23 protein-coding genes are annotated in these 23,615 nt (G+C 73.3%); 14 read left to right on the forward strand and 9 right to left on the reverse strand.

Translation table 11 applies throughout. The features are described 5' to 3' along the window. The first annotated feature begins 3 nt into the window (after window positions 1–3). Window positions 4–705, forward strand: a complete 702-nt coding sequence (locus tag BU52_RS00935; protein WP_037926260.1) for an SDR family NAD(P)-dependent oxidoreductase — start codon at window positions 4–6, stop codon at window positions 703–705. Here the strand turns inward: BU52_RS00935 and BU52_RS00940 are convergent. Further along, window positions 698–1,456 (reverse strand): DUF6081 family protein, encoded by a 759-nt coding sequence (locus tag BU52_RS00940; RefSeq protein WP_051857783.1) that lies wholly within the window; start codon window positions 1,454–1,456, stop codon window positions 698–700. The genes BU52_RS00935 and BU52_RS00940 overlap by 8 nt on opposite strands. 278 nt (window positions 1,457–1,734) lie before the next feature. Between BU52_RS00940 and BU52_RS00945 the strand changes: the two genes are divergently transcribed. The 4 genes from BU52_RS00945 to BU52_RS00960 all read left to right on the forward strand — a co-directional run bounded on the left by BU52_RS00945 (window position 1,735) and on the right by BU52_RS00960 (window position 7,039). Next, window positions 1,735–3,333: an FAD-dependent monooxygenase gene (locus tag BU52_RS00945; RefSeq protein ID WP_235216232.1), complete on the forward strand. Its 1,599-nt coding sequence runs from the start codon at window positions 1,735–1,737 to the stop codon at window positions 3,331–3,333. Between the two features lie 142 nt (window positions 3,334–3,475). Next, window positions 3,476–4,690 (forward strand): 3-deoxy-7-phosphoheptulonate synthase, encoded by a 1,215-nt coding sequence (locus BU52_RS00950; RefSeq protein ID WP_037926266.1) that lies wholly within the window; start codon window positions 3,476–3,478, stop codon window positions 4,688–4,690. Next, window positions 4,687–5,838, forward strand: coding sequence for a DegT/DnrJ/EryC1/StrS family aminotransferase (locus BU52_RS00955; protein ID WP_037926268.1), 1,152 nt, complete (start codon window positions 4,687–4,689; stop codon window positions 5,836–5,838). Before BU52_RS00950 ends, BU52_RS00955 begins: the two co-directional genes overlap by 4 nt. Before the next feature lie 196 nt (window positions 5,839–6,034). Then, a complete protein-coding gene (locus BU52_RS00960; RefSeq protein ID WP_037926270.1) occupies window positions 6,035–7,039 on the forward strand; it encodes a beta-ketoacyl-ACP synthase III in 1,005 nt (334 codons plus the stop codon). Between the two features lie 33 nt (window positions 7,040–7,072). Here BU52_RS00960 and BU52_RS00965 read toward each other — a convergent pair whose 3' ends face one another. Together BU52_RS00965 and BU52_RS00970 are read right to left on the reverse strand one after the other, a co-directional pair. Continuing rightward, window positions 7,073–7,903: a response regulator transcription factor gene (locus BU52_RS00965; RefSeq protein ID WP_407702021.1), complete on the reverse strand. Its 831-nt coding sequence runs from the start codon at window positions 7,901–7,903 to the stop codon at window positions 7,073–7,075. Between the two features lie 47 nt (window positions 7,904–7,950). Continuing rightward, complete coding sequence (locus BU52_RS00970; RefSeq protein WP_051857787.1) at window positions 7,951–8,943, reverse strand: ParB/RepB/Spo0J family partition protein; 993 nt, start codon at window positions 8,941–8,943, stop codon at window positions 7,951–7,953. Between the two features lie 304 nt (window positions 8,944–9,247). Here BU52_RS00970 and BU52_RS00975 point away from each other — a divergent pair, with 304 nt between their 5' ends. Further along, entirely contained in the window at window positions 9,248–10,162 is a 915-nt protein-coding gene (locus tag BU52_RS00975) for a HipA family kinase (RefSeq protein ID WP_037926273.1), read from the forward strand. A 54-nt stretch (window positions 10,163–10,216) separates the two neighbouring features. On the opposite strand, the gene aceB is transcribed toward BU52_RS00975, so the two are convergent. Beyond that, on the reverse strand, window positions 10,217–11,842 hold the full coding sequence (aceB, locus tag BU52_RS00980; RefSeq protein WP_037926276.1) for a malate synthase A: 1,626 nt from the start codon (window positions 11,840–11,842) through the stop codon (window positions 10,217–10,219). Between the two features lie 122 nt (window positions 11,843–11,964). Continuing rightward, entirely contained in the window at window positions 11,965–12,627 is a 663-nt protein-coding gene (locus BU52_RS00985; RefSeq protein ID WP_235216233.1) for a nucleotidyltransferase family protein, read from the reverse strand. Window positions 12,628–12,828: 201 nt separating this feature from the next. Between BU52_RS00985 and BU52_RS00990 the strand changes: the two genes are divergently transcribed. Further along, window positions 12,829–13,143 (forward strand): DUF5955 family protein, encoded by a 315-nt coding sequence (locus BU52_RS00990; protein ID WP_037926279.1) that lies wholly within the window; start codon window positions 12,829–12,831, stop codon window positions 13,141–13,143. A gap of 33 nt (window positions 13,144–13,176) precedes the next feature. Here BU52_RS00990 and allR read toward each other — a convergent pair whose 3' ends face one another. Next, window positions 13,177–13,983, reverse strand: coding sequence for an allantoin degradation transcriptional regulator AllR (gene allR, locus BU52_RS00995; RefSeq protein ID WP_037926282.1), 807 nt, complete (start codon window positions 13,981–13,983; stop codon window positions 13,177–13,179). 237 nt (window positions 13,984–14,220) lie between these two features. Here allR and allB point away from each other — a divergent pair, with 237 nt between their 5' ends. Together allB and alc are read left to right on the forward strand one after the other, a co-directional pair. Then, window positions 14,221–15,561: an allantoinase AllB gene (gene allB, locus BU52_RS01000; RefSeq protein WP_037926285.1), complete on the forward strand. Its 1,341-nt coding sequence runs from the start codon at window positions 14,221–14,223 to the stop codon at window positions 15,559–15,561. 32 nt (window positions 15,562–15,593) lie between these two features. Beyond that, on the forward strand, window positions 15,594–16,691 hold the full coding sequence (alc, locus tag BU52_RS01005) for an allantoicase (RefSeq protein ID WP_037926287.1): 1,098 nt from the start codon (window positions 15,594–15,596) through the stop codon (window positions 16,689–16,691). Window positions 16,692–16,784: 93 nt separating this feature from the next. Here alc and BU52_RS01010 read toward each other — a convergent pair whose 3' ends face one another. Next, complete coding sequence (locus BU52_RS01010; RefSeq protein ID WP_200881135.1) at window positions 16,785–17,549, reverse strand: SDR family oxidoreductase; 765 nt, start codon at window positions 17,547–17,549, stop codon at window positions 16,785–16,787. Between the two features lie 211 nt (window positions 17,550–17,760). Between BU52_RS01010 and BU52_RS01015 the strand changes: the two genes are divergently transcribed. Beyond that, complete coding sequence (locus BU52_RS01015; protein ID WP_407702022.1) at window positions 17,761–18,651, forward strand: universal stress protein; 891 nt, start codon at window positions 17,761–17,763, stop codon at window positions 18,649–18,651. Between the two features lie 31 nt (window positions 18,652–18,682). On the opposite strand, the gene BU52_RS01020 is transcribed toward BU52_RS01015, so the two are convergent. Beyond that, window positions 18,683–18,883: a hypothetical protein gene (locus tag BU52_RS01020; RefSeq protein WP_037926293.1), complete on the reverse strand. Its 201-nt coding sequence runs from the start codon at window positions 18,881–18,883 to the stop codon at window positions 18,683–18,685. A 384-nt stretch (window positions 18,884–19,267) separates the two neighbouring features. Here BU52_RS01020 and BU52_RS01025 point away from each other — a divergent pair, with 384 nt between their 5' ends. Then, on the forward strand, window positions 19,268–19,696 hold the full coding sequence (locus BU52_RS01025; RefSeq protein ID WP_037927746.1) for a PaaI family thioesterase: 429 nt from the start codon (window positions 19,268–19,270) through the stop codon (window positions 19,694–19,696). A gap of 12 nt (window positions 19,697–19,708) precedes the next feature. On the opposite strand, the gene BU52_RS01030 is transcribed toward BU52_RS01025, so the two are convergent. Further along, on the reverse strand, window positions 19,709–20,728 hold the full coding sequence (locus tag BU52_RS01030; RefSeq protein WP_037926296.1) for a Gfo/Idh/MocA family protein: 1,020 nt from the start codon (window positions 20,726–20,728) through the stop codon (window positions 19,709–19,711). A gap of 116 nt (window positions 20,729–20,844) precedes the next feature. On the opposite strand from BU52_RS01030, the gene BU52_RS01035 reads away from it, so the two are divergent. From BU52_RS01035 to BU52_RS01045, 3 genes are all read left to right on the forward strand, one after another. Next, window positions 20,845–21,594: a GntR family transcriptional regulator gene (locus tag BU52_RS01035; protein WP_037926301.1), complete on the forward strand. Its 750-nt coding sequence runs from the start codon at window positions 20,845–20,847 to the stop codon at window positions 21,592–21,594. Window positions 21,595–21,831: 237 nt separating this feature from the next. Continuing rightward, window positions 21,832–22,980, forward strand: a complete 1,149-nt coding sequence (locus tag BU52_RS01040) for an ROK family glucokinase (RefSeq protein WP_037926302.1) — start codon at window positions 21,832–21,834, stop codon at window positions 22,978–22,980. Beyond that, a complete protein-coding gene (locus tag BU52_RS01045; protein ID WP_037926305.1) occupies window positions 22,977–23,555 on the forward strand; it encodes a hypothetical protein in 579 nt (192 codons plus the stop codon). The genes BU52_RS01040 and BU52_RS01045 overlap by 4 nt, the downstream gene beginning before the upstream one ends. Window positions 23,556–23,615: the final 60 nt, after the last annotated feature.

Below are 23,615 nucleotides of genomic sequence, written 5' to 3' on the forward strand. Positions count from 1 at the left end.
TCCATGTCCCAGCGCACCCATGTCGTCGTCATCGGCGGAACGTCGGGAATCGGGAGGCACTTCGCCCGGTCCTGCGCCGAGCGGGGTGACGACGTGATCATCACCGGCCGTTCGGAGGAGCGGACCAAGAGCGTCGCCCACGAGATCGGCGGGCGCACCCGCGGACTCGCCCTGGAACTGGCCGACCCGGAGCGGATCGGGTCCGCGCTGGCCGAGGTCGGGCGCGTCGACCAGCTGGTGCTCGCGGCGCTCGACCGGGACCACAACACGGTGCGCGGGTACCGGCCGGCCGACGCGATCCGGCTGCTGACGGTGAAGCTCACCGGCTACACGGAGGTGCTGCACGCCCTCGCCCCGCGGATGACCGACGACAGCGCCGCCGTCCTGATCGGCGGCCTGGCCAGTCACCGGCCCTACCCCGGCTCCACGTCCGTGACGACCGCGAACGGCGGCATCGGGGCGCTGGTGCGGACGCTGGCGGTGGAACTCTCGCCGATCCGGGTCAGCGCCCTGCACCCGAGCATCGTCTCGGACACGCCGTTCTGGAGCGACAAGCCCGCCGCACGCGAGGCCGCCGCGGCGGGTGCCCTCACCCGGCGGCCGGTGACGATGGAGGACTGCACCCACGCGATCAGGTTCCTGCTGGAGAACCGTGCGATCAACGGCGTCAACCTGAACATCGACGGCGGAGAAGTGCTCATCTGACGCCGGCCGTGACACGCCACGGTCCCCACCGGCCGGTCGCGCCCTGTCCGTGCTCCCGCTCCGCGCGCGTGTAGCGCGAGAGATCACGGGCCGAGAACAGGGCCATGCCGGCGTGGAAGCCCGTCACCGCCACCGGAAGCCGTGCCCAGTAGGCGAGCCGGCCGTCGACACGGAACTCCGCCTCCGACGTGCCGGCCCGGTAACCGATGGCGTACCGGTGCCGCTGTCCCGGCTCCGTCGGCACGTTCAGCACCACCCGGTGGATGAAGTGCTCGTGCGGCTCCGCCACTCCCGGCAGCGCCAGTCGTTCGATCACCGCGTACACGGTGTCGTTCGTCGCGGCGGCGTTGAGCACCACACCCGTCTCGAGGTCGAAGACGTTCACGGTGCCGAAGGCGTCCAGCAGGTCGTGGGGGACCTGACCGTAGGTCCGCACCCCCATCTCGACCTCGAACGTCAGCAGGCCGGACGCCGGCACGGCGAAGCGCCGCGCCGACCGGTACATCTGCTTGGCGTTGTTCTGCCGCGGGTCCGTGTCGTGGAAGCGGGTGAACGGGTTGACGGTCAGCTCCAGTCGCCCGTCCCCGGTGCGCACCCGGGCGTTGCGGTCCCGGTACTCGTGCCGCGCGCCGTCCGCGCCGGTGATCGACATGATCGTCCAGCGGGCGGGGTCGAGCTCCGGGCTCGTGAAGTCGTCGTACGTCCACGCATCGGTCCGGGGCACTGACTCGGTCTGAGGCAACGACGTCATGCCGTCACCATCGATCCCGTCCGCCGCCCGGGACCATCGCCCGTTCACGCCGTTCGGACCGGGGCGCGCGCCATGCCCGGCTTGGCCGTCCGGAATCCCGTGAATGGGGCATGCCCGGGCGGAGCGCCGGTCCGAGACTGCGTACCGGCCGCCGCGTCCGCCCGCCGGCGGCGTGGTCACGGGCGGGCCCGGCCGAGCAGGACACACGGCACAGCACACCGGCCGACCACGGACCTCGTGGGGCGGTCGAACCGACCCAGCGCGCTTGGAGGGCAATCGTGGAGCCGGTACCGGTACTGGTCGTGGGCGCGGGCCCCGTGGGGATGGTCGCCGCCCTGGCGCTCGCCCGTCAGGGCGTTCCCTGCGTACTCGTCGACCAGGGCGTCGAGACGTCCGTCCACCCCAAACTGGACTACGTCAACAGCCGCAGCATGGAGTTCTTCCGCCGGCTCGGCCTCGCCGACGACGTCCGCGCGGCCGGCGTCGCCCCCGGGCACCGGGCCGACGTGATCTGGTCGACGGGCCTCGCCGGTGAGCCGATCACCACCTGGAGACTTCCCTCGGTGGACGAGGAACGGCGGCGCATCGCCGAGCGGAACGACGGCACCCAGCCCGCCGAGCCGGGCCAGCGCATCTCCCAGATCGAGCTGGAGCCGGTGCTGCGCGCGCACTGCCGGCGCGAACCGCTGGTCGAGCTGCGCTGCGGTTTGCGGTTCGACACCCTGACACAGGACGACGCGGGGGTGACCAGCCGGCTGGCCGACGTGATGACCGGCGAGCAGGTCCTGCTGCGGTCCCGCTACGTCATCGGGTGCGACGGTGCGTCGAGCCGGGTGCGCGAGGTCTCGGGCATCGGCGAGCAGGGCTTCGACGTACCCGGCCTCCCCGGGGCCTTCATGGTGCACTTCAAGAGCCGGGACCTGGACACCCTGCACCGGCACGGCCGGTTCTGGCACTACTTCGCCTTCCGGTACGTCATCATCGCCCAGGACGAGGTCGACACCTGGACGATCCATGTCAACGGTCTGGAACCGGCCGAGTTCGACACGCCCCCGGCCGACCCGGCGGCCTTCCTGCGACAGACGACGGGCGTCGATCTCAAGATCGACAAGGTGCTGCTGACCTCGCGCTGGCGCCCCGGATTCATGATCGCGGACCGTTACCGCGCCGGACGGGTCCTCCTGGCAGGCGACTCCGCCCACCGCATGTTCCCGACCGGCGCCTACGGGATGAACACCGGCATCGGCGACGCCGTCGACGCGGCCTGGAAGACCGCCGCACTCGTCAAGGGCTTCGGCGGCCCGGCCCTGCTGGACAGCTACCAGGCCGAACGCCACCCGGTGGGCCTGCGCACCCTGCACACCTCGCACCGGCACCTCGGCGTCCACCTGAAGGCGGGGGCGCTCCTGCGCGAGGGCGCACCGCCGGACGCCGTGGCCTCCCACCTCGACGCCGAGCGAGGGGAGAACGAGTACCGGGGGATCGAACTCGGCCACCGCTACCGCGACTCTCCCGTCGTCTGCCACGAGGACGGTCCCGAACCCCCGTGGAGCCCCCGGGAGTACACGCCGACCACCTGGCCGGGAGGGCGCCCGCCCGGCCTCCTCCTCGACGACGGCACCCCGATCCTCGACCGTTACGCACCGTCCTTCACTCTGGTCGACTTCGCCGGCGACGGCCGGGCGGCGCCGCTCCTCGACGCGGCGGCCGCGCAGGGACTCCCGGTCGCCCACACCGTGGTCACCGATGCCGGCGCCCGGCAGATCTGGGAACGGGACCTCGTCCTCCTGAGGCCCGACCACCACGTGGCCTGGCGCGGGAACCGGCCCCATCCGGACCCGTCCGCCGTGATCCGGCGCGTCAGGGGCGCCGGGTGAGGCGCCCGACCGCATGCCGCACGACCCCTGGCGACGGTGCCTGCTCACCGTGTGCCGTCACCCCGCCCCACGGGCGTCGGCCGCCGGGACACGCCATTCGCACTCCTCCACCGGGCGGTGCTGATCCTCGACAGGAGCACACATGCAGCCATCAGGCGTTACGGCGGACGTCAACCACAGCGGGCCGTGGGAGGGAAAGCCGGCGGCGCAGCAACCTCAGTGGCGGGACCACGCCGCCTACGACGCGTCATGCCGGATCCTGGAGTCGGCCCCGCCCCTGGTGCGGGCCGCCGAGGTCCAGCAGCTGCGGTGGTCGCTTGCGGACCTGCTGACCACCGGCGCGCTCCTGCTTCAGCTGGGTGACTGCGCAGAGAGCCTCTACGAGTGCACGCCACGGCACACGGCTCAGAAGCTCCAGGTCATCGACCGGCTGGGAAGCCGGTTCAGCGAGCTCACCGGACGGCGCGTCCTGCGCGTCGGCCGCATGGGAGGGCAGTTCGCCAAACCCAGGTCGCAGCCGACCGAGAACCACGGCGCGCTGGTGATCCCCTCGTTCCGGGGGCACATGATCAATTCCGAGCTCGCCGTGCCGCAGACGCGGCAGCCCGACCCGCGGCGCATGGTGTGGGCCTACGAGGCCGGCTCCGCCGTGCAGCGGGCGATGCGGACGCACCGCCGGGGGGACGGGGGGCCGTCGACCACGGACGGGCCGTGGTCGAGCCACGAGGCCCTGGTCGTGGACTACGAGTCCCGGCTGGTGCGCCGCGACCCCGAGACCGACCAGCTGTACCTGGGCTCCACCCACCTGCCATGGGTGGGGGAGCGGACCCGCCGGCCGGACCAGGCCCATGTCGCCCTGCTCTCCGCCGTGGTCAATCCGGTGGGGTGCAAGATCGGACCGACCGCGAACGCCGACGACGTCCTGCGCGTGTGCGAGGTGCTCGACCCGCGGCGCGAGCCCGGCCGCCTCGTCCTGATACCGCGGATGGGCCGTCACCGGATCCAGCAGGCGCTGCCGCCCCTCGTCCGCGCGGTGGCGAACGCCGGGCACCCGGTGGTGTGGCTGAGCGACCCCATGCACGGCAACACCGTGAAATCCGGTCTCGGCCTCAAGACACGCCACCTCACCGACGTGATCGACGAGGCGCTGCGGTTCCGCGACATCGTCGAGGGCGGACGGCAGCACGCCGCCGGACTCCACATCGAGGTCGCCGCCGACGACGTGACCGAGTGCGTCGGCGGGCCCGTGGAGAACGAGGACGCACTGCAACGGCACTACACGACGCTGTGCGATCCGAGACTCAACGCCGACCAGGCCACCGAGCTCATCGAGGCGTGGGCCAAGGGAACGGGGTGACGACAGTGATTCCCCTGGTGCAGGCAAGCCTGGGAGAGCGGGAACTGGCCGCCGTCGCCGAGGTCTTCGCCGCCGGCCGGTCCGCGGGCCGGCCGGCGAGGGAGCTGGAGGCGGAGCTGACCGACCGCTTCGACGCCGCCGACGCGGTCGTGGTGAGCGACGGTGCCGGGGCGCTCCGGCTGGCCATGCTCGGGCTCGGGGTCGAGCAGGGCGACGAGGTGATCGTCGCCGACTACGGGTCTCCGGTCCCCGCCCACGCGGTGCGTCACGCCGGTGCCGTCCCCGTCCTCGCCGACGTGCGCGCCGACACGGGCACCGTCGACCCGTGGGCGGTCGCGGACCTGATCGGGCCCCGGACCGTGGGCGTGATCGCGGTGGACACCGTCGGCCTGCCGGCCGACTACACGGAACTGAGGTGGCTCACCGACCGCCACGGCCTGTTCCTCGTCGAGGACGCCATCTGCGCGGCGGGCGCGAGCTACAAGGGACGCCGAGCGGGCGCCCTCGCACCGGTGGCCTGCCTTTCGCCCCCCGGGCACCAAGGGGCCGTGCGAGGTGAGGGGGCGGCACTGCTGACCCGCGATCCTGTCTTCGGCGCCACCGCGCGGACCCGGTCGTCGGCCGTCCTCGGAGGCGCTGTCGACGAGGGACCGGCCGGCCTCGCGGCCGCCCCGGAGTGCGTCGACGTCGCCCGCGACCACCGGCCGTCCGACGTCGCCGCCGCGATCCTGCGGGTGCAGCTGGCCCGGACGGAGGAGCTGCTGCGGCGCCGGCGGGCCGTCGCGGCCCGCTACGCGGGCCTGCTCGCGGACGAGGAGCTGCTCTCGCTGCCGCATGTGCCGCAGAACCGCTGCCACGCGTGGCAGTCCTACGTGGTGACGCTGGACCCGGGCGTGGACCGCGCGGCGGTCGCCGCCGAGCTGCGGGCGCGGGGCATCGGCTGCGGGCACGGCGCGTGGGCGACCCACCTGCTGCCCGCGTACGAGGCGGCGAAGCACGCCTGCCCCGTCTCGGCGGACCTCTTCCGGCACAACCTCGCCCTCCCCATGCACGCCGAGCTCACCCCGGGTCAGGTCGAACGGGTCGCGGACGCCCTGCGGACGGCGCTGCGGACCCGCAGACCGGCGCCCATGGTCCGGACGGGCTGATTCAAGAGCGACGTTCATCGAAGGTGACACTCTTCTGACATTTTCCGGAGACCGCGCCGACACGCCGCACGGAATTGACATTTCCTGACGTCGAGTTGAATGCGCGACCCTTTTCCGTTCCGTACCCGTGAAAGAGACTCATTGCACGAACCGGCCCGCGAAGAAATTCCCTGAAAATCGTTCGTGGAGGAGCACGGTGAAACCAGAGCTTGACGCGCCCGAAGGCGCCCGGTACGCAAGGATCATGGGAGTGGGCTCGTACCGCCCGCGTCGGATCGTCGACAACGAGGAGGCATGCCGGCTCATCGATTCCTCCGACGACTGGGTGCGTTCCCGCACCGGTATCGTCACACGGCGGTGGGCGGGCCCGGACGAGACCCTGGGGGTGATGGCGGAGCAGGCCGCGCTCAAGGCCGTCGCGGCCGCCGGTCTCAGCACGGCGGACATCACCTGCGTCATCGCCGCCACGTTCACCCATCTCAAACAGACGCCGGCCATCGCGACCGAGATAGCCCACCGGATCGACGCCACACGGGCAGCCGCCTTCGACGTGTCGGCGGGCTGTGCCGGTTTCGTCCACGGGGTCGTGCTCGCGGCCGACTCCGTCCGCAGCCGCGGCGGACATGTCCTGGTCGTAGGCGTGGAGCGGATGACCGACCTGCTGAACCTGCGCGACCGTTCCACGGCCTGCATCTTCGGGGACGGCGCCGGGGCCGTGGTGATCGGCCCCGCCACGAGCCCCGGGTTCGGTCCGGCGGTCTGGGGGGCGGACGGGTCCCAGGCGGACGCGATCGAGCAGAGCGTCCCGTGGGACGCGCTGAGGAACGGCACCGGCGAGGACCCCTTCCCGTATCTGCGGCAGGAAGGCCAGCGGGTCTTCCGCTGGGCCGCCTACGAGATGGCGGACGTCGCGAAGCGGGCTCTGGCGGCAGCGGGGATCAAGCCCGCCGACGTCGACGTCTTCATCCCGCACCAGGCGAACGTCCGGATCATCGACACGATCGCGAGGCGGGTGGGACTGCCGGAATCGACCGTCGTCGCCAAGGACATCGTGACGGCGGGCAACACCTCCGGTGCCTCCGTTCCGCTGGCCCTGGACGCGGTGCTGTCCTCGGGAGAGGCCCGGAGCGGAGACCTCGCCCTGCTCGTGGGCTACGGGGCGGGCCTGTGCTACGCGGCGACCGTCGCCGTCCTGCCGTAGTCGCGCCACCACTCGCCGGGAGGCAGCGGGGCCTCAGCCCTCCGACGCGGCACCGGACCCCGGGTCGCCGCCCGCGGCCCCCTGCCGGCCCAGCTGGAAGCCGACGCCGCGCACGGTCACGATCCACCCCGGGGAGCCGAGTTTGCTGCGGATCTTGCTGATGTGCGTGTCGATGGTCCGGCGTGACCACGCGTCCCCCCACACCTCCCGCATGATCCGCTGCCTCGGCAGGACGGCGTCGGGCTGCGAGGCGAGGAGACGCACCAGGTCGAACTCCTTGCGCGTCAGGTCGATGGGGCGGCCGTCCAGGCTGACCCTGCGTGCGGACACGTCGATGAGCAGCGGTCCGTGCGCGATCACCGACGGATCCGCCGGGGGCGCGCAGCCCTGGCTGCGGCGCATCACGGCTTCGATGCGGGCCATGAGTTCGCGGAACCCGTAGGGCTTGACGACATAGTCGTCCGCCCCGGCCTGCAGGCCGAGGACCCGGTCCAGTTCGCTGCCGCGCCCGGTGACGGCGATGACGGGGACGCCGCTGCCGGCGCGGATGCGCCGGCAGACCTCGAGGCCGTCGAGGTCGGGCAGGTCGAGATCGATGAGGACCATGTCGGCCTGCCCGTGGGAGTCCAGGGCGGCCATGCCCGTGGCGACCCGTTCCGCCTCGTGACCCTGCCGCAGCAGGCTCCGCACCAGCACGTCCGCGCACGCCGTGTCGCTGTCCACCACGAGCATGTGCCAGGCGACAGCCGGCTGTGCGACGTGCTCGGCGGTGGTGGCCCGTCGGCGGTCCGGGTGCTCCGGCCGACGGCGGTCGTGCCCGGCGCGTGTCAGCGTCAGGTGCGGACGGTCGCCTGCAGTGCTCACGCTTCCCCCTCGCCGGGCACGCCGCCCGGGAATCCGCCGGATGCCGCTCACGCCACTCCCGGCCCGGACGTCGTCCGCGCCCTCTGTTCGAGCTCCTGCGCGAACTCCAGCCACGCCCCGGCGCAGGACCGGGCCAGCTCGGCCATGGAGTTCCGCCAGTGCGGCGGCACGGCGTCGATCAGCTCGCACCATTCGACGGGTTCGATCACGTGGCCGTCGACCCACCGGACGAAGGCCCGGCCGTTCTGCGCGTACCGCACCGCGGGGTCCCTGCTCAGACTGCCCACCACCGAGCGCCAGTCCGGGCCCTGACGGATGCTGCCCGCGCTCGGCCGCGGTGACTCCGCCGGGCCGCCGGCCGACGGGACGGGCTCCCGGGCGGGGCCGCGCTGCGAGTCCGGGACCGGGTCCCGGCCCGCTCGCAGGCGTTCCCGCACGTCCCGGGCCGTCCCCACCGAGATGCCGGCCTCCCGGGCGATGGCCCGCAGCGGGGCGTCGGGCTGCATGGCGATGACCTCGCTCGCCCGCCGTCTGCCCGCCGCGGCGTCCACGGGGCGGGCCCGTCCGTCCCTTCCGACCCGGCTGCCGTCCCGCGCGGCCGGGAGACCGGAGCGGCGCCGGATCGCTCCCACCGTCGTGTGGGACAGTCCGGTGGCGGCCGCGACTGTCCGGTCCGACCACTGCGGGCGGGTCGCGAGGATCCGGCGGGCCGCGGCCTCCCGGTCCGCCAGCGAGAGCGGCAGTCCGTGTGTGATGTTGGCGTCGACGGCCCGGAGAAAGGCTTCGCCGTCGTCCCCCTCGAAGAACGTGACGGTGATCGTGTCCTCGCCCCGGAGTAGCGCGGCCCGTACCCGGTGCATGCCGTCGATCACCCGCATCGTGCCGCGCTGGACGAGAATGGGCGGCAGATTCCGCGCCGCTGCCAGTGACTCCACGTGCTCGGGGTTCTCCCCGGTGAGCCGGGGGGAGTCGGCCGGCAGCAGGGAGGAGATCGGGACCCGTGCGGGGGCCGGCCCCTCTGACGTGGCGGCGTCGTCCACGCGGGCCCTGTGCGACGGTGTCTTCTGCGCCGGAAATTCAGTGTCGGCGGAGTCGTTTCCCGTTATAAGGGCCTCCACATTACTCCACATGCGTCCACTCACCTGTCGGAAGGTAGGGTTGAGCGCGTTCGCGGAAAGGCCGTGCGTCTTCCCCCGGCATCATCGCCATCCGGCCAGTACCGCAGCAACACCACCAGGACTCCAAGGTGGGTAGTGGCCACTGCTCGATCGAGTAGTGGACGGGCCGTTACCATGCCCTTTTCATGTGTCACGCCGACGGCCGGAAGCAGGGGGCGCACGCACAATGCTGAGAGAGGTCACCGCGACCCGCTACGTCGAACCGCTGCACACCGGCGGCTCCGTCCCCGCCGTCGTCGAGGCCGACGACCTCGGCACCTACGTCGTGAAGTTCACCGGGTCCGCGCAGGGACGCAAGGCGCTGGTCGCCGAGGTGATCGTGGGGGAGCTGGCGCGGGCGCTCGGGCTGCGGTTCCCCGAGCTGGTGCTGGTGCACTTCGATCCGGCGGTGGCGGACGGCGAGCCGCACCAGGAGGTGCGGGACCTGCACGCCGCCAGTGCCGGAATCAATCTCGGCATGGACCATCTGCCGGGTGCCCGGGACTTCACCCCGGAGATCGCCGAGGTGTTCGCCGTCGATCCGCTGGAGGCCGGGCGCGTCGTCTGGCTCGACGCCCTGACGGTGAACGTGGACCGGACCGTGCACAGTTCCAACCTGGTGGTCTGGCCGGCACTCGGCGTCGCACCCGCGCGGCTGTGGCTGATCGACCACGGCGCCGCCCTCGTCTTCCACCACCGCTGGGAGGGCTCCGACCCCGGCAGGGCCTACGACTTCCGTCACCACGCCCTCGGCCGGTACGGTCCCGACGTCCGCGCCGCGGACGCCGAGCTGGCCCCGAAGGTGACCGAGGAGCTGTTGCGGTCCATCGCCGCGGAGGTCCCCGACGACTGGCTGGCGGGCGACTCCCGCTTCGCCACGCCCGGCGAGGTCCGGGAGGCCTATGTGGCGTACCTCCACGCGCGTGTGCGGTCGTCGCGGGCCTGGCTGCCCACCGACTTCCCCACCGCGCGGCAGCTCGCCGAGGAGAACGCCCGGCGTGCGGCGCGGACCCGCCAGGGGCGGCCCGACTGGCTGAAACGGGTTCCGGACCTGCACGGTGAACCGGCGGCGGAACAGGACTGGTCGGTACACCTGGGGTGACGGCGGACGCGGGTGCCCCGGGCGATCCGCGCCGTCCGGGACATCCGGCCGGGCTCAGCCCTGGAGCTGCCGGTACGCCGGCAGGGTGAGGAAGTCGACGTACTCCTCGTCGAGGGAGACCTTCAGCAGCAGGTCGTGGGCCTGCTGCCAGTTGCCGGCCGCGAAGGCCTCCTCACCGAGTTCCGCGCGGATGCCGGCCAGTTCCCCGGCGGCGACCTCGCGGGCCAGCTCGGCGGTGACCTGCTCGCCGTTGTCGAGGACGACCTCCGCGTTGATCCACTGCCAGATCTGGGAGCGGGAGATCTCGGCGGTGGCCGCGTCCTCCATCAGGTTGAAGATGGCGACCGCGCCGAGCCCGCGCAGCCAGGCCTCGATGTAGCGGATGCCGACCTGCACGGCGTTGACCAGGCCGGCGTACGTCGGCCTCGCGTCCAGGGAGTCGATGGCGATGAGGTCCGCGGCGTGGACGTCGACGTCCTCGCGGAGGCGGTCCTTCTGGTTCGGCCTGTCGCCGAGTACCCGGTCGAAGGACTCCATGGCGAGGGGGACCAGGTCGGGGTGGGCGACCCAGGAGCCGTCGAACCCGTCGTTCGCCTCCCGGTCCTTGTCGGCGCGGACCTTCTCGAAGGCCACCTTGTTGACCTCCGCGTCCCGGCGGGAGGGAATGAACGCCGCCATGCCGCCGATCGCGTGTGCGCCGCGCTTGTGGCAGGTGCGCACGAGGAGTTCGGTGTACGCGCGCATGAACGGCGCGGTCATGGTCACCGCGTTGCGGTCCGGCAGGACGAACCGGGACCCGCCGTCACGGAAGTTCTTGACGATGGAGAAGAGGTAGTCCCAGCGGCCGGCGTTCAGACCGGAGGCGTGGTCGCGCAGCTCGTAGAGGATCTCCTCCATCTCGTACGCGGCCGTGATCGTCTCGATCAGGACGGTGGCGCGCACGGTGCCCCGGGGGACGCCCAGGTAGTCCTGCGCGAAGACGAACACCTCGTTCCACAGCCGGGCCTCCAGGTGGGACTCCGTCTTGGGGAGGTAGAAGTACGGGCCCTTGCCGAGGTCGATCAGCCGCTCGGCGTTGTGGAAGAAGTACAGGCCGAAGTCGACGAGCGCGCCGGGCACGGGGGTGCCGTCCGGGGCGGTGAGGTGACGCTCGTCGAGGTGCCAGCCGCGCGGGCGCACGACGACCGTCGCCAGCTCCTCGTCCGGGCGCAGGGCGTAGGACTTGCCGGTGCCCGGGTCGGTGAAGTCGATGTTCCGCGTGAAGGCGTCGATCAGGTTGAGCTGGCCGGTGACCACGTTCTCCCAGGTGGGCGCGGACGCGTCCTCGAAGTCCGCGAGCCACACCTTCGCGCCGGAGTTGAGGGCGTTGACGGTCATCTTGCGGTCGGTGGGGCCGGTGATCTCGACACGGCGGTCGTCGAGCGCCTCGGGGGCCGGGGCCACCTTCCAGGAGTCGTCCGCGCGGACCGCGGCCGTCTCCGGGAGGAAGTCGAGCGTGGAGGTGCGGGCGATCTCGGCGCGGCGTTCCGCGCGGCGGGCGAGGAGCTCGTCGCGCCGGGGCGTGAACCGCCGGTGCAGCTCGGCCACGAAGGCGAGCGCCGGCTCGGTGAGGACCTCCTCCTGCCGGGGCAGGGGCTCGGCGTCGACGACGGCCAGCGGGGACGGCGCTGGTGCGGACATCAGCTGTCACTTCCTTCGCGTGCGTGGCACCGGGTGCCGGTCGGCCCGGGTACGGCGGTGGACGCCCGTGCGGACGTCAGCTGCTTCTGATCAGTGGATGCTAGTTTCCTCATGGTGGAACTTCAATGTTTTGTTGATGTCGAGATCCGCCGGGTCGAGCCACCAGGGCGCTCGGTGTCACCGGCTCGTTCGAGCCGGGCCAGATCGGCCTCGGTGTCGATGTCGTAGGGCTCGGCCACGTCGCCGCACTCGACGAGCGCGATCCGGTCCGCGTGCTCCTTCAGGTAGGCGCGTGCCCCCCGGTCGCCGGTCGCGGTCGCGGCGATCCCCGCCCAGTGCGCGGCGCCGAACAGGACGGGATGGCCGCGCACGCCGTCATAGGCGGCGGACACCAGGGACTCGGGGGAGCCGTACGCGCCGAGCACCCGGGCGACCGCTTCCGGCCCGATCCCGGGCTGGTCGACCAGGGACACCAGTGCGGCCCGCGCACCCGTGCCGGCCAGGGAGTCGAGACCGGCCCGCAGGGAGGTGCCCATGCCCCGCTCCCACGCCGGGTTGCCGACGAGTACGCAGTCCGGCAGCGAGGCGCGGGCGCGCACCTCGTCCGCGCGCGCCCCGAGCACCACGTGCACGCGGGCGCAGCCGCCGGCGCGCAGGGCCGCCACCGCATGCTCCACGAGCGGCCGTCCCCGGTGGGTGAGCAGCGCCTTGGGGCGTCCGCCGAGCCGCCGTCCGCCGCCGGCCGCCAGCAGCAGTCCCACGACCTGGTCTTCGTCGTCCGTCATGAGTCCTGCATACCTCACCGGCCGCGCGTCCGGTGAGGCGCCGGGCGCGGGTGCCCAGGGGCCGGATGTCACTCTGTGGAACAAGCCGATGACGCAGCGGACTGGCGCGAGGGCCCCGGGGTGGCGTTTACTGGCGCGCACCGACCGGCGGGGGCCGGGGCCGGAAGGGGCGGCGCACGACGACGTGTGAGGGGGAGGACTGTGTTGCGGAGCGTGGAGCACAGGCACGTGTCCGGCGGTCAGGTGGACCCACGGGTGACGGAGCTGCGCTCCGCCGTGGCCCGGTTGCGCCGCCGGCTCGCCGCCCACCCGGTGGAGTTCCGGGACCGGGGCGTCGCGGAGGAGGAGCTCGCCGCGCTGGCCGGCCTGGCCGCCGCCGACACCCCCGACATTCCCCGGCTGCGACGCTCCCTGCTGCTGGTCGCCGGTGCCATCGGCTCGGTCAGCGCACTGGCGCAGGGCGTGCGCGAACTGCGCGAGGCGGTGGACCAGTTCGGCCGGGCGCCGCGCGATTGACGCGCGCCCGTACGCATGCCCGGCCCCGGACCGTCAGGCGGTCGGCGCGGTGCCCGGGGTGGTGAGCGCCTCCGACAGTTCCGCCGCGACCTGCTGGAGCACCGGGACGATCCTCTCCGTCGCCGCCTCCGTGACCCGGCCCGCGGGCCCAGAGATCGAGATCGCCGCCGCCGTCGGGGAGTCCGGCACCGGAACCGCGAGGCAGCGGACGCCGATCTCCTGCTCGTTGTCGTCGATCGCGTAGCCCTGGCGGCGTACGTCCTCCAGGGCGGCGAGGAAACCCTCCGGGGTGGTGATGGTCCTGTCCGTCGCGGCGGGCATGCCGGTACGGCCGAGCAGGGCCCGCACCTCCTCGGGCGGGAAGCCGGACAACAGGGCCTTGCCCACGCCTGTGGAGTGCGGCAGGACGCGCCGCCCGACCTCGGTGAACATCCGCATGGAGTGCTTGGACGGCACCTGCGCCACGTACACGATCTCGTCCCCGTCGAGCAGCGCCATGTTCGCCGTCTCGCCGGTCTCCTCCACCAGCCGGGCCAGATACGGGCGCGCCCAGGTGCCCAGCAGCCGGGAGGCGGACTCGCCGAGCCTGATCAGGCGCGGACCGAGCGCGTATCGGCGGTTGGGCTGCTGACGGACGTAGCCGCAGGTGACAAGGGTGCGCATCAGGCGGTGGATCGTCGGCAGGGGCAGCCCGCTGCTCGCCGACAACTCGCTCAGGCCGACCTCGCCCCCCGCGTCCGCCATCCGTTCGAGCAGGTCGAAGGCGCGCTCGAGGGACTGCACGCCGCCACTGGGGGCGGTCCGGGCGGAGTCGGTGGTGCTGGCGCTGGACGTCGGCACGGCGCGTTCCTTTCGGGGCTGGCGGGAGGGGCAGCAGCCTACCCGGCAGCCGCTCGACTGCCCGCTGGCGCGGAGCTACGTTCTGCTTGTCGAAAGTGTCGTTCCGGTTTGTGGAAAGGTCCAGAGCGGGTCATCGGCCCGGCCGCACGGGAAGCATGCCCTTGACGGGCCCGGGAGTGAAGTGAAGACTCCTTCAACAGAAAGTTGAATTCGGGGTGGAAGATCAGGAGGATCCGGGTGTCCGACGCCGAACTGGTGCTGCGCTCGACGCGCGTCATCACTCCCGAGGCGACGCGCGCCGCGTCCGTCGTGGTCACCGACGGCACGATCACGGCCGTACTGCCCCACGACGCACCCGTACCGGCGGGCGCCCGCCTGGAGGACCTGGGGGACGACGTCCTGCTGCCCGGCCTGGTCGACACCCACGTGCACGTCAACGACCCGGGCCGCACCGAGTGGGAGGGCTTCTGGACCGCCACCCGCGCGGCGGCGGCCGGCGGCATCACCACCCTGATCGACATGCCGCTCAACTCCCTGCCGCCGACCACCACGGTCGGCCACCTGAGCACCAAGCGGCACGCCGCCGCCGGCCGGGCCCACGTCGACGTCGGATTCTGGGGCGGCGCCCTGCCGGACAACGCCGAGGACCTGCGCCCGCTGCACGAAGCCGGCGTCTTCGGCTTCAAGGCGTTCCTGTCACCGTCCGGCGTGGACGAGTTCCCGCATCTGGATCGGGAGCAACTGGCCCGCTCGCTCGCCGGGATCGCCGCCTTCGACGGCCTGCTGATCGTGCACGCCGAGGACCCGCACCACCTCGCCGCCGCCCCGCAGCACGGCGGTCCCAAGTACGCCGACTTCCTCGCCTCCCGCCCGCGCGACGCCGAGGACACCGCCGTCGCCCACCTCGTGGAGCAGGCGAAACGGCTGGGCGCGCGCGTGCACGTGCTCCACCTCTCCTCCGGCGACGCGCTCCCCCTGATCGCCGCGGCCAAGGCGGACGGCGTACGGGTCACCGTCGAGACCTGCCCCCACTACCTCACCCTCACCGCTGAGGAAGTCCCGGACGGGGCCAGCGAGTTCAAGTGCTGCCCGCCCATCCGCGAGGCCGCCAACCAGGACCTGCTCTGGCAGGCCCTGGCGGACGGCACCATCGACTGCGTCGTCACCGACCACTCCCCGTCCACCGCCGACCTCAAGACGGACGACTTCTCGACCGCCTGGGGCGGCATCTCCGGCCTCCAGCTCAGCCTGCCCGCCGTCTGGACCGAGGCCCGCAGGCGTGGCCACGGCCTTCAGGACGTGGTCCGCTGGATGTCGGAGCGGACGGCCCGGCTGGCCGGACTCGACGGGCGCAAGGGCGCCATCGCGCCCGGCCGCGACGCCGACTTCGCCGTCCTCGCCCCCGACGAGACCTTCACCGTCGACCCGGCGGCGCTCCAGCACCGCAACCGCGTGACCGCGTACGCGGGCAGGACCCTGTACGGCGTCGTCAGGTCCACCTGGCTGCGCGGCCGCCGCATCGCGGCCGACGGCGAGTTCACCGAACCGAAGGGCCTCCTGCTCACCCGTCCCCACTGACACCGACTCCCGAGAGGCAGGACCACATCACCGTGACGGCGATCGAGAACTTCACCGGCGACGCCCACCCCTACAGCGGCGGTGACCCGTACGCGGACTACCGCACCGCCGACTTCCCCTTCAGTCACCTCGCCGACCTCGCCGACCGGCGGCTCGGCGCCGGTGTCATCGCCGCCAACGACGAGTTCTTCGCCCAGCGGGAGAACCTCCTGCTGCCCGGGCGCGCCGAGTTCGACCCCGGGCACTTCGGGCACAAGGGCAAGATCATGGACGGCTGGGAGACCCGGCGCCGGCGCGGCACCTCAGCCGAGCACCCCTGGCCGGCGGCCGACGACCACGACTGGGCGCTGATCCGGCTCGGCGCGCCCGGGATCGTCCGCGGCGTCGTCGTGGACACCGCCCACTTCCGTGGCAACCACCCGCAGGCCGTGACCGTCGAGGGCGCCTCGGTGGCGGGGTCACCGTCCCCGGAGGAACTGCTCTCGGACGAGGTGACGTGGACGACGCTGGTCCCGCGCACCCCGGTCGGCGGCCACGCGGCCAACGGCTTCGCGGTGTCGGCCGGACAGCGCTTCACCCACCTGCGCCTCAAGCAGCACCCCGACGGCGGCATCGCCCGCCTGCGGGTGTACGGCGAGGTCGTCCCGGACCCGGTGTGGCTGGCGGCGCTCGGCACCTTCGACGTCGTCGCCCTGGAGAACGGCGGCCGGGTCGAGGACGCTTCGGACCTGTTCTACTCGCCGGCCGCCAACACCGTCCGGCCGGGCCGTTCGCACAAGATGGACGACGGCTGGGAGACCCGGCGCCGCCGCGACGAGGGCCACGACTGGATCCGCTACCGGCTGGTGGCGCAGGCGCGGATCCGGGCCCTGGAGATCGACACGGCGTACCTGAAGGGCAACAGCGCGGGCTGGGCGTCGGTGTCGGTGCGGGACGGCGACGACGGCGACTGGCAGGAGATCCTGCCCCGCACGCGCCTCCAGCCCGACACCAACCACCGCTTCGTCCTCCCGGAACCCGCGGTCGGCACCCATGCCCGCGTGGACATCTACCCGGACGGCGGCATCTCCCGCCTCCGCCTCTTCGGCTCACTGACGGACCGGGGAACCGCCACCCTGCCACGGCCGTGACTCAGCCGCCCCGCCGCAACCGCGGGCCGTCGTGCCGCCTGGGGCACCACACGCCGTGCGGCGGCCGGAGCTCCGGCCGCCGCACGGCGGACGTCACGCCGCATGCCCCCCGTCCACCGCGAACTCCGCCCCGGTGACGTACCCCGCCCCCGCCAGATGCGCGATCGTCTCCGCGACCTCCTCCGCCGTCCCGAACCGACCCAGCGCCGTCACCGCCGCCTGACCGGCCGCGAACGGCCCGCCCGCCGGGTTCATGTCCGTGTCGATCGGCCCCGGATGGACGATGTTCGCCGTGATCCCGCGCTCGCCCAGCTCCCGCGCCAGCGCCTTGGTCAGCCCCACCAGCGCCGACTTGCTCATCGCGTAGAGCGTTCCCCCGGGCCCCGGCACGCGCTGCGTCATGCACGTGCCGACGGTGATGATCCGCCCCCCGCGCGGCATGACGGCCACCGCCGCGCGCGAGGCCAGGAACACCCCGCGCACATTCACGGCGAGCACCCGGTCGACACCCTCCAGGGACAGCGTCTCCACGGGGCCGAGCACGCCGACCCCCGCGTTGTTCACCAGGACGTCGAGCCTGCCCAGTTCCCGCGCGGCGGCGGTCACCGCACCGGCCGCGTCCTCGGGGTCACCGGCGTCCGCACGCAGGGCCACCGCGCGGCGCCCCAGCGCCTCCACCCCCCGTACGACGTCCCCGGCCGCCTCCTTGCCGTTCACATAGGTCACCGCGACCTCCGCGCCCTCCCGCGCGAGCCGCAGTGCCGTCGCCGCGCCGATCCCGCGGCTGCCGCCGGTGACCAGTGCCGCCTTGCCGATCAGGTTCTGCTCCGTGGTCCTCACGGATGTGTGTGTCGTCATGCGTCCATCCCAGCGCCCCCGCCGATCGGCTGCTGGCGGCGAACGGACGCCGTCCTCACACGCCGCCGCGCCGCGGGCCCCACCGAGGTCCGCACCGACGACGCCGGACGATGCCGTTCGGCCCCCGCCGGTGCCGAACGGCCCAAGACGACCGCGGTGCACGGGTGTGATGCTGAGACGTGACAGCCCCGGAACAGATGGATGTGGAGGCATGGTGAGCGGTCTCGTGGTGGTGGGCGTGGACGGTTCGACGTCGGGTCTCGCCGCGGTGGAGGTCGCCGCGCGGGAGGCGGCGTTGCGCGGCGCGGGACTGCGGGTGGTGCACGCGTGCCTCTGGCCCGCCCTGCACGTGCCCATGGGGCCGTCGCCGATGGGACCGCCGGAGGGCGGGCTGCGCAACATGGTCGACCGCCTCGTGGCGGACGCCGTCGAACGGGCGCGGGCGGCGGCACCCGAGGTCGCCGTCGACCAGGTGGTGGTGACCGGTGAACCCCTGACGGTTCTGGAGGCGCAGTCGCGCGGCGCCGAGCTGGTGGTGGTCGGGTCCCGGGGCATGGGCGGGTTCGTCGGGCTCCTGGTGGGTTCGACGGCGGTGCACCTGGCGGCGCACGGCCGCTGCCCCGTCCTGGTGGTGCGCGAGGAGCCGCAGGCGGACGGCCCGGTCGTGCTGGGCGTGGACGGCTCGGCCGCCGGGGAGAGGGCCGTCGGGTTCGCGTTCGCCGAGGCCGCCCTGCGCAAGGCGCCCCTGGTGGCGCTGCACACCTGGACCACCTGGAACGCGCCCCTGCCCGCGCCGGAGGGCGAGGCGGCGCCGTACGCGAACCCGCCCGGCGCGCTGGCCGGGGAGGAGGAGCGGCTGCTCGCCGAGGCGATCGCCGGCCACCAGGACCGCTACCCGGACGTGGTCGTCGAGCACCGGACGGTGCACGGCGGCGCCCGCGAGGCGCTGATCGAGGCGAGCCGGTCCGCGCAGCTCGTCGTGGTCGGAGCGCGCGGGCGCGGCGGTTTCACCGGACTGCTGCTGGGGTCCGTCAGCCAGGCCCTCCTGCACCACGCGCACTGCCCGGTCGCGGTGGTGCGGGGAGCCGGCGAGCGGGACTGAGGGCCCCCGCACGGGACGGGAAGGCCGGCGGTCAGCCGGCCTTCCGGCTCTCCGCGGCGGCGAACGGGGCGCCGCCCGGCACCGGCGGGGCGATGCCCGCGTGGATCTCGTGGCCCTCGAGGAACGCGAACCCGTGGACGGGTCCCCGGTCCCAGCCGGCGAACTCGCTCGCCGGACCCGCGAGCGCCCGCACCACGGCGAGGAACCCCAGCACCTCCAGCGTCTGCTTCATGCCACCGACTCCCGCCCCGCGAGCCGCCCGCCCACGTCGCGGTGAGGCCGTCGACGCCGACGACCGGCCGCAGCGGCGCGGCGGGGGCCGCTCGGCCTCCGAGCTCGTCGTCGGCCGCACCCCGGTCGTCGAGGCGCTGCGCGAGGGCGTGCCCGCCTCCCCGCGGGTTCGTCCTCCGGGAAACCCGCCCCGCCGGGATCCTCGCCGCGGCGCGCCGGGTCACGGCCGGTGGCCCGGTGCTGTCGCCGGCGGGATCCTGGCCGGGCTCGGTCTCACCTACCGTGTGCATCGCCCCGCACGCCCACGACGCCGGTCTGCTGGAGGAGACCGACAGGCACTGAACCCCGTCACCCGCCCGCCCGTCCTTCCGAGGAGCCCCGGCCCATGGAACCGTCCCCCGTACTCGACCTCGCCACCGCCCGGCGGACCCTGGACAGCCAGCCCTTCAGCAGGCTCCTCGGCGCCCGGCTGACCTCCTTCGGGGGCGGCGGGGCGACGCTGGAGCTCGACATCCGCGAGGAACTCCACCAGCAGAACGGCTTCCTGCACGGCGGCGTCCTCGCCTACGCGGCCGACAACGCCCTCACCTTCGCCGCCGGTGCCGTCCTCGGCCCGTATGTGCTCACCGGCGGCTTCTCCGTCCAGTACGTGCGCCCGGCCACCGGCCGCACCCTGCGCGCCCGCGCCGAGGTCGTGCACGCCGGCAGGCGCCAGGCCGTCGTCCGCTGCGATCTGCTCACCCTCGCCGAGGACGGCGCGGAAACGCTGTGCGCGGTCGCCCAGGGCACCGTCCTGCCGGTCCAGGCGCCCTGACCGTCGCCCGGGTCAGGCCGGCGCCGCCGCCCCGCGCAGCAGTTCCGTCGGCCGGACCGGCCTGCGCTCCCGCCGGGACAGCTCGCACGCCTCCGCGACCAGCAGCGCCTGGAGGGCCTCACGCCCGTCGCAGGGGTTGGCCCGCTCGCCCCGCACCACCTCGACGAAGGCAATCAGTTCGGCCTCGTACGCGGGCCCGAACCGCTCCAGGAACCCCCGCCACGGCTTGTCGGCGGCCGGCGGCCCGGTCGGCTCGGTGGACGCGATCGGCGTACGGTCGTCCAGGCCGACGGCGATCTGGTCCCGCTCCCCGGCGAGTTCCATGCGGACGTCGTAGCCCGCACCGTTCAGCCGGGTGGCGGTGAGCGTGGCGAGGGTGCCGTCGTCGAGGGTGAGGAGCGCCGCGCCGGTGCCGACGTCGCCCGCCTCGCGGAACATCGCGGGGCCGGCGTCGGACCCGGCCGCGTAGACCTCCGTGACCTCCCGGCCGGTCACCCAGCGCAGGATGTCGAAGTCATGGATCAGGGTGTCCCGGTACAGCCCGCCGGACTGCGCCAGGTATCCGGCCGGCGGCGGCTCCGCGTCGCTGGTCATCGCCCGTACCGTGTGCAGCCGTCCGAGCCTGCCCGAGCGCACCGCCTCCCGCGCGCCGGTGTAACCGGCGTCGAACCGGCGCTGGAAGCCCATCTGCAGCACGGTCCCGGCGGTCTCGACCTCCGTGACCGCCTGTAATGTGGCCGCGAGGTCCAGGGCGACGGGCTTCTCGCAGAACACCGGCAGCCCGGCCCGTGCCGCCCGGCCGATCAGGTCGGCGTGGGCGGACGTCGCCGTCGTGATCACCACGGCGTCCACTCCCCAGGTGTAGATCTCGTCCACCCCGGGTGCCGCCGTCTCACCGAGCCGGTGTGCGAGGGCCTGGGCCCGCGCGGGATCCACGTCCGTGAGGATCAGGGAGCCGACGTCGCGGTGCCTGCTGAGTGTGTGGGCGTGAATGGTGCCGATCCGGCCGGTACCGATGACCCCGATGCGCATGGAATCAAAGTGGGCCCCGCGCCGCTCCCTGTCAATGCGTATGTCCGGACAACCGGACTACACGACTTCCCGTCAACAGCGCCCGGGGCTACGCTCGGGCCGTGCCGAAACCAGAAGTGGACCCGACCGTACAACTGGAGCTGAGCGTCGACCGCGGCTCCCCCGTGCCGTTGTACTTCCAGCTGTCCCAGCAGCTGGAGTCCGCCATCGAGCACGGCGTGCTGACCCCCGGCACCCTGCTGGGCAACGAGATCGAGCTCGCCGCGCGGCTCGGTCTGTCCCGGCCGACGGTCCGCCAGGCCATCCAGTCGCTCGTCGACAAGGGCCTGCTCGTGCGCCGCCGGGGGGTCGGCACCCAGGTGGTGCACAGCCGGGTCAAGCGTCCGCTGGAACTCAGCAGCCTCTACGACGACCTGGAGTCGGCCGGTCAGCGTCCCGCCACCAGGGTGCTGGTCAACACCGTCGTCGCCGCGTCCGCCGAGGTCGCGGCCGCGCTCGGGGTGAGCGAGGACAGCGAGGTGCACCGGATCGAGCGGCTGCGGCTCGCCCACGGCGAGCCCATGGCACACCTGTGCAACTACCTGCCGCCCGGGCTGCTCGACCTGGACACCCGGCAGCTCGAGGCCACCGGTCTGTACCGGCTCATGCGGGCCGCCGGGATCACCCTGCACAGCGCCCGCCAGACCATCGGCGCCCGCGCCGCCACCGCCGCCGAGGCCGAGCGGCTGGGCGAGCAGGCCGGCGCCCCGCTGCTCACCATGCAGCGCGTCACCTTCGACGACACCGGCCGCGCGGTGGAGTACGGCACGCACACCTACCGGCCCTCCCGCTACTCCTTCGAGTTCCAGCTCCTCGTACGGTCCTGAGCGCGCGGGCGGCCTTCGTCGCAATGTCCGGACAAGTGACCGGGGGTCGTTCCCCCGGCGACGCCCGGGAGCTCACCGACGCCGGCGGGGCGGTGCCCCAGGGCGCGGGGAACTGCGCGACCAGCCACGACGCAGCCGGACCCGGCACAAGGACGCCCCCGGCCCCGGTGCGGAAGGCAGGGCCCCGCACCCTTCCCGTTCGGCTCCCGGCACAGCCGTGCGGCAGAATCGCACTCGATGAGCACCTACCGCGACTTCACCGCCCCCATCGGCTCCCGCCGCGCCCCGGTCCTGAGAACCGTCGGCACCCGGGAGCGCCGCTCGCACCTGACGGCGCCCCGCGTCCCCACGGTGGGCATCGACATCGGCGGCACCAAGGTCATGGCGGGTGTCGTGGACGCCGACGGCACCATCCTGGAGCGGCTCCGCACGGAGACCCCGGACAAGTCCAAGAGCCCGAAGGTCGTCGAGGACACCATCGTCGAACTGGTCCTGGACCTCTCCGACCGGCACGACGTGCACGCGGTCGGCATCGGCGCGGCCGGCTGGGTCGACGCCGACCGCAACCGCGTGCTGTTCGCCCCCCACCTGTCCTGGCGCAACGAGCCGCTGCGGGACCGCCTCGCCGAGCGGCTCGCCGTCCCGGTCCTGGTCGACAACGACGCCAACTCCGCGGCCTGGGCCGAGTGGCGCTTCGGCGCCGGGCGGGGCGAGGACCACCTGGTGATGATCACCCTGGGCACCGGCATCGGCGGCGCGATCCTGGAGGACGGTCAGGTCAAGCGCGGCAAGTACGGGGTGGCCGGCGAGTTCGGTCACATGCAGGTCGTCCCGGGCGGCCACCGCTGCCCCTGCGGCAACCGCGGCTGCTGGGAGCAGTACAGCTCCGGCAACGCGCTGGTCCGCGAGGCGCGCGAGATGGCCGCCGCCGACTCGCCGGTCGCGTACGGGATCATCGAGCACGTCAAGGGCAACATCGCCGACATCAGCGGCCCGATGATCACCGAACTGGCCCGTGAGGGCGACGCCATGTGCGTCGAACTGCTCCAGGACATCGGCCAGTGGCTCGGCGTCGGCATCGCCAACCTCGCCGCCGCCCTCGACCCCTCCTGCTTCGTCATCGGCGGGGGCGTCTCCGCCGCCGACGACCTGCTGATCGGCCCCGCGCGGGACGCCTTCAGGCGCCACCTCACCGGCCGCGGCTACCGCCCCGAGGCCCGCATCGTCCGCGCCCAGCTCGGCCCCGAGGCGGGCATGGTCGGCGCCGCCGACCTCGCCCGCCTGGTCGCCCGCCGCTTCCGCCGGGCCAAGCGCCGCCGGGTCGAGCGCTACGAGCGCTACGAGCGGTACGCGGAGGCCCGCCGCACCACCCAGGAGTCGCTGTGACCGGCGAGTTCCCCCAGCGGCCCGCCGTGCCGGACGGGACCCGCCCGGCCGAGGACCGGCGGCACATGATCCGCCGCAGGGCCCTCACCCTGCTGATCATCGTCCTGCTCATCGGCGTACCCGCCGGATACCTGGTCATCTCGGCCAACCAGAGCCGGGCCAGCGGCAAGGACAAGGAGGCCAAGTACTCCGCGACCGGGCTCACCGAGGGCTGGCCGTCCAAGCTCCAGCGCCGCATCTACCAGGTGCCCGTCCCGCAGCCGGCCTGGTGGGTGGCCTCCTACGAGACCAACAACTGGAAGACCAGCCGCCTGTACGTCGAGTTCGAGACCAGCGACGCAGGCCTGAGCGCGTTCCTCACCGCCATGGGCGTACAGGAGAGCGAGCTGAAGCGGGGCGACCTCACGATCGGCGAGCGCGACCGGGAGATCACCGGCTGGACGTTCGAGGGACCCGGCACCTGGTCGGGCCTGGTCCACGAGCAGGAGGACCCGGCTCCCACGCACGACGTCGTCGTCCACCACCACAAGCCGGGCTACCCGAGGGTGTACGTCGTCTCCCGCACCGTGCCCTGACCCCGGCCCCGGCCCGGCGCCGCACCGGCCGCCGGGACCGATTGTCGGACCCCGCCCGTA

This window comes from Streptomyces toyocaensis, assembly GCF_000725125.1.
Classification (GTDB): Bacteria; Actinomycetota; Actinomycetes; order Streptomycetales; family Streptomycetaceae; genus Streptomyces; species Streptomyces toyocaensis.

Excerpts from the sequence above, each read along its gene's own strand:
- BU52_RS00935 (WP_037926260.1), top strand. The coding sequence starts at position 4 with ATGTCCCAGCGCACCCATGTCGTCGTCATCGGCGGAACGTCGGGAATC.
- BU52_RS00940 (WP_051857783.1), bottom strand. The coding sequence starts at position 1,456 with ATGACGTCGTTGCCTCAGACCGAGTCAGTGCCCCGGACCGATGCGTGG.
- BU52_RS00950 (WP_037926266.1), top strand. The coding sequence starts at position 3,476 with ATGCAGCCATCAGGCGTTACGGCGGACGTCAACCACAGCGGGCCGTGG.
- BU52_RS00975 (WP_037926273.1), top strand. The coding sequence starts at position 9,248 with ATGCTGAGAGAGGTCACCGCGACCCGCTACGTCGAACCGCTGCACACC.
- aceB (WP_037926276.1), bottom strand. The coding sequence starts at position 11,842 with ATGTCCGCACCAGCGCCGTCCCCGCTGGCCGTCGTCGACGCCGAGCCC.
- BU52_RS00985 (WP_235216233.1), bottom strand. The coding sequence starts at position 12,627 with ATGACGGACGACGAAGACCAGGTCGTGGGACTGCTGCTGGCGGCCGGC.
- BU52_RS01010 (WP_200881135.1), bottom strand. The coding sequence starts at position 17,549 with ATGACGACACACACATCCGTGAGGACCACGGAGCAGAACCTGATCGGC.
- BU52_RS01015 (WP_407702022.1), top strand. The coding sequence starts at position 17,761 with ATGGTGAGCGGTCTCGTGGTGGTGGGCGTGGACGGTTCGACGTCGGGT.
- BU52_RS01020 (WP_037926293.1), bottom strand. The coding sequence starts at position 18,883 with ATGAAGCAGACGCTGGAGGTGCTGGGGTTCCTCGCCGTGGTGCGGGCG.
- BU52_RS01025 (WP_037927746.1), top strand. The coding sequence starts at position 19,268 with ATGGAACCGTCCCCCGTACTCGACCTCGCCACCGCCCGGCGGACCCTG.
- BU52_RS01030 (WP_037926296.1), bottom strand. The coding sequence starts at position 20,728 with ATGCGCATCGGGGTCATCGGTACCGGCCGGATCGGCACCATTCACGCC.
- BU52_RS01040 (WP_037926302.1), top strand. The coding sequence starts at position 21,832 with ATGAGCACCTACCGCGACTTCACCGCCCCCATCGGCTCCCGCCGCGCC.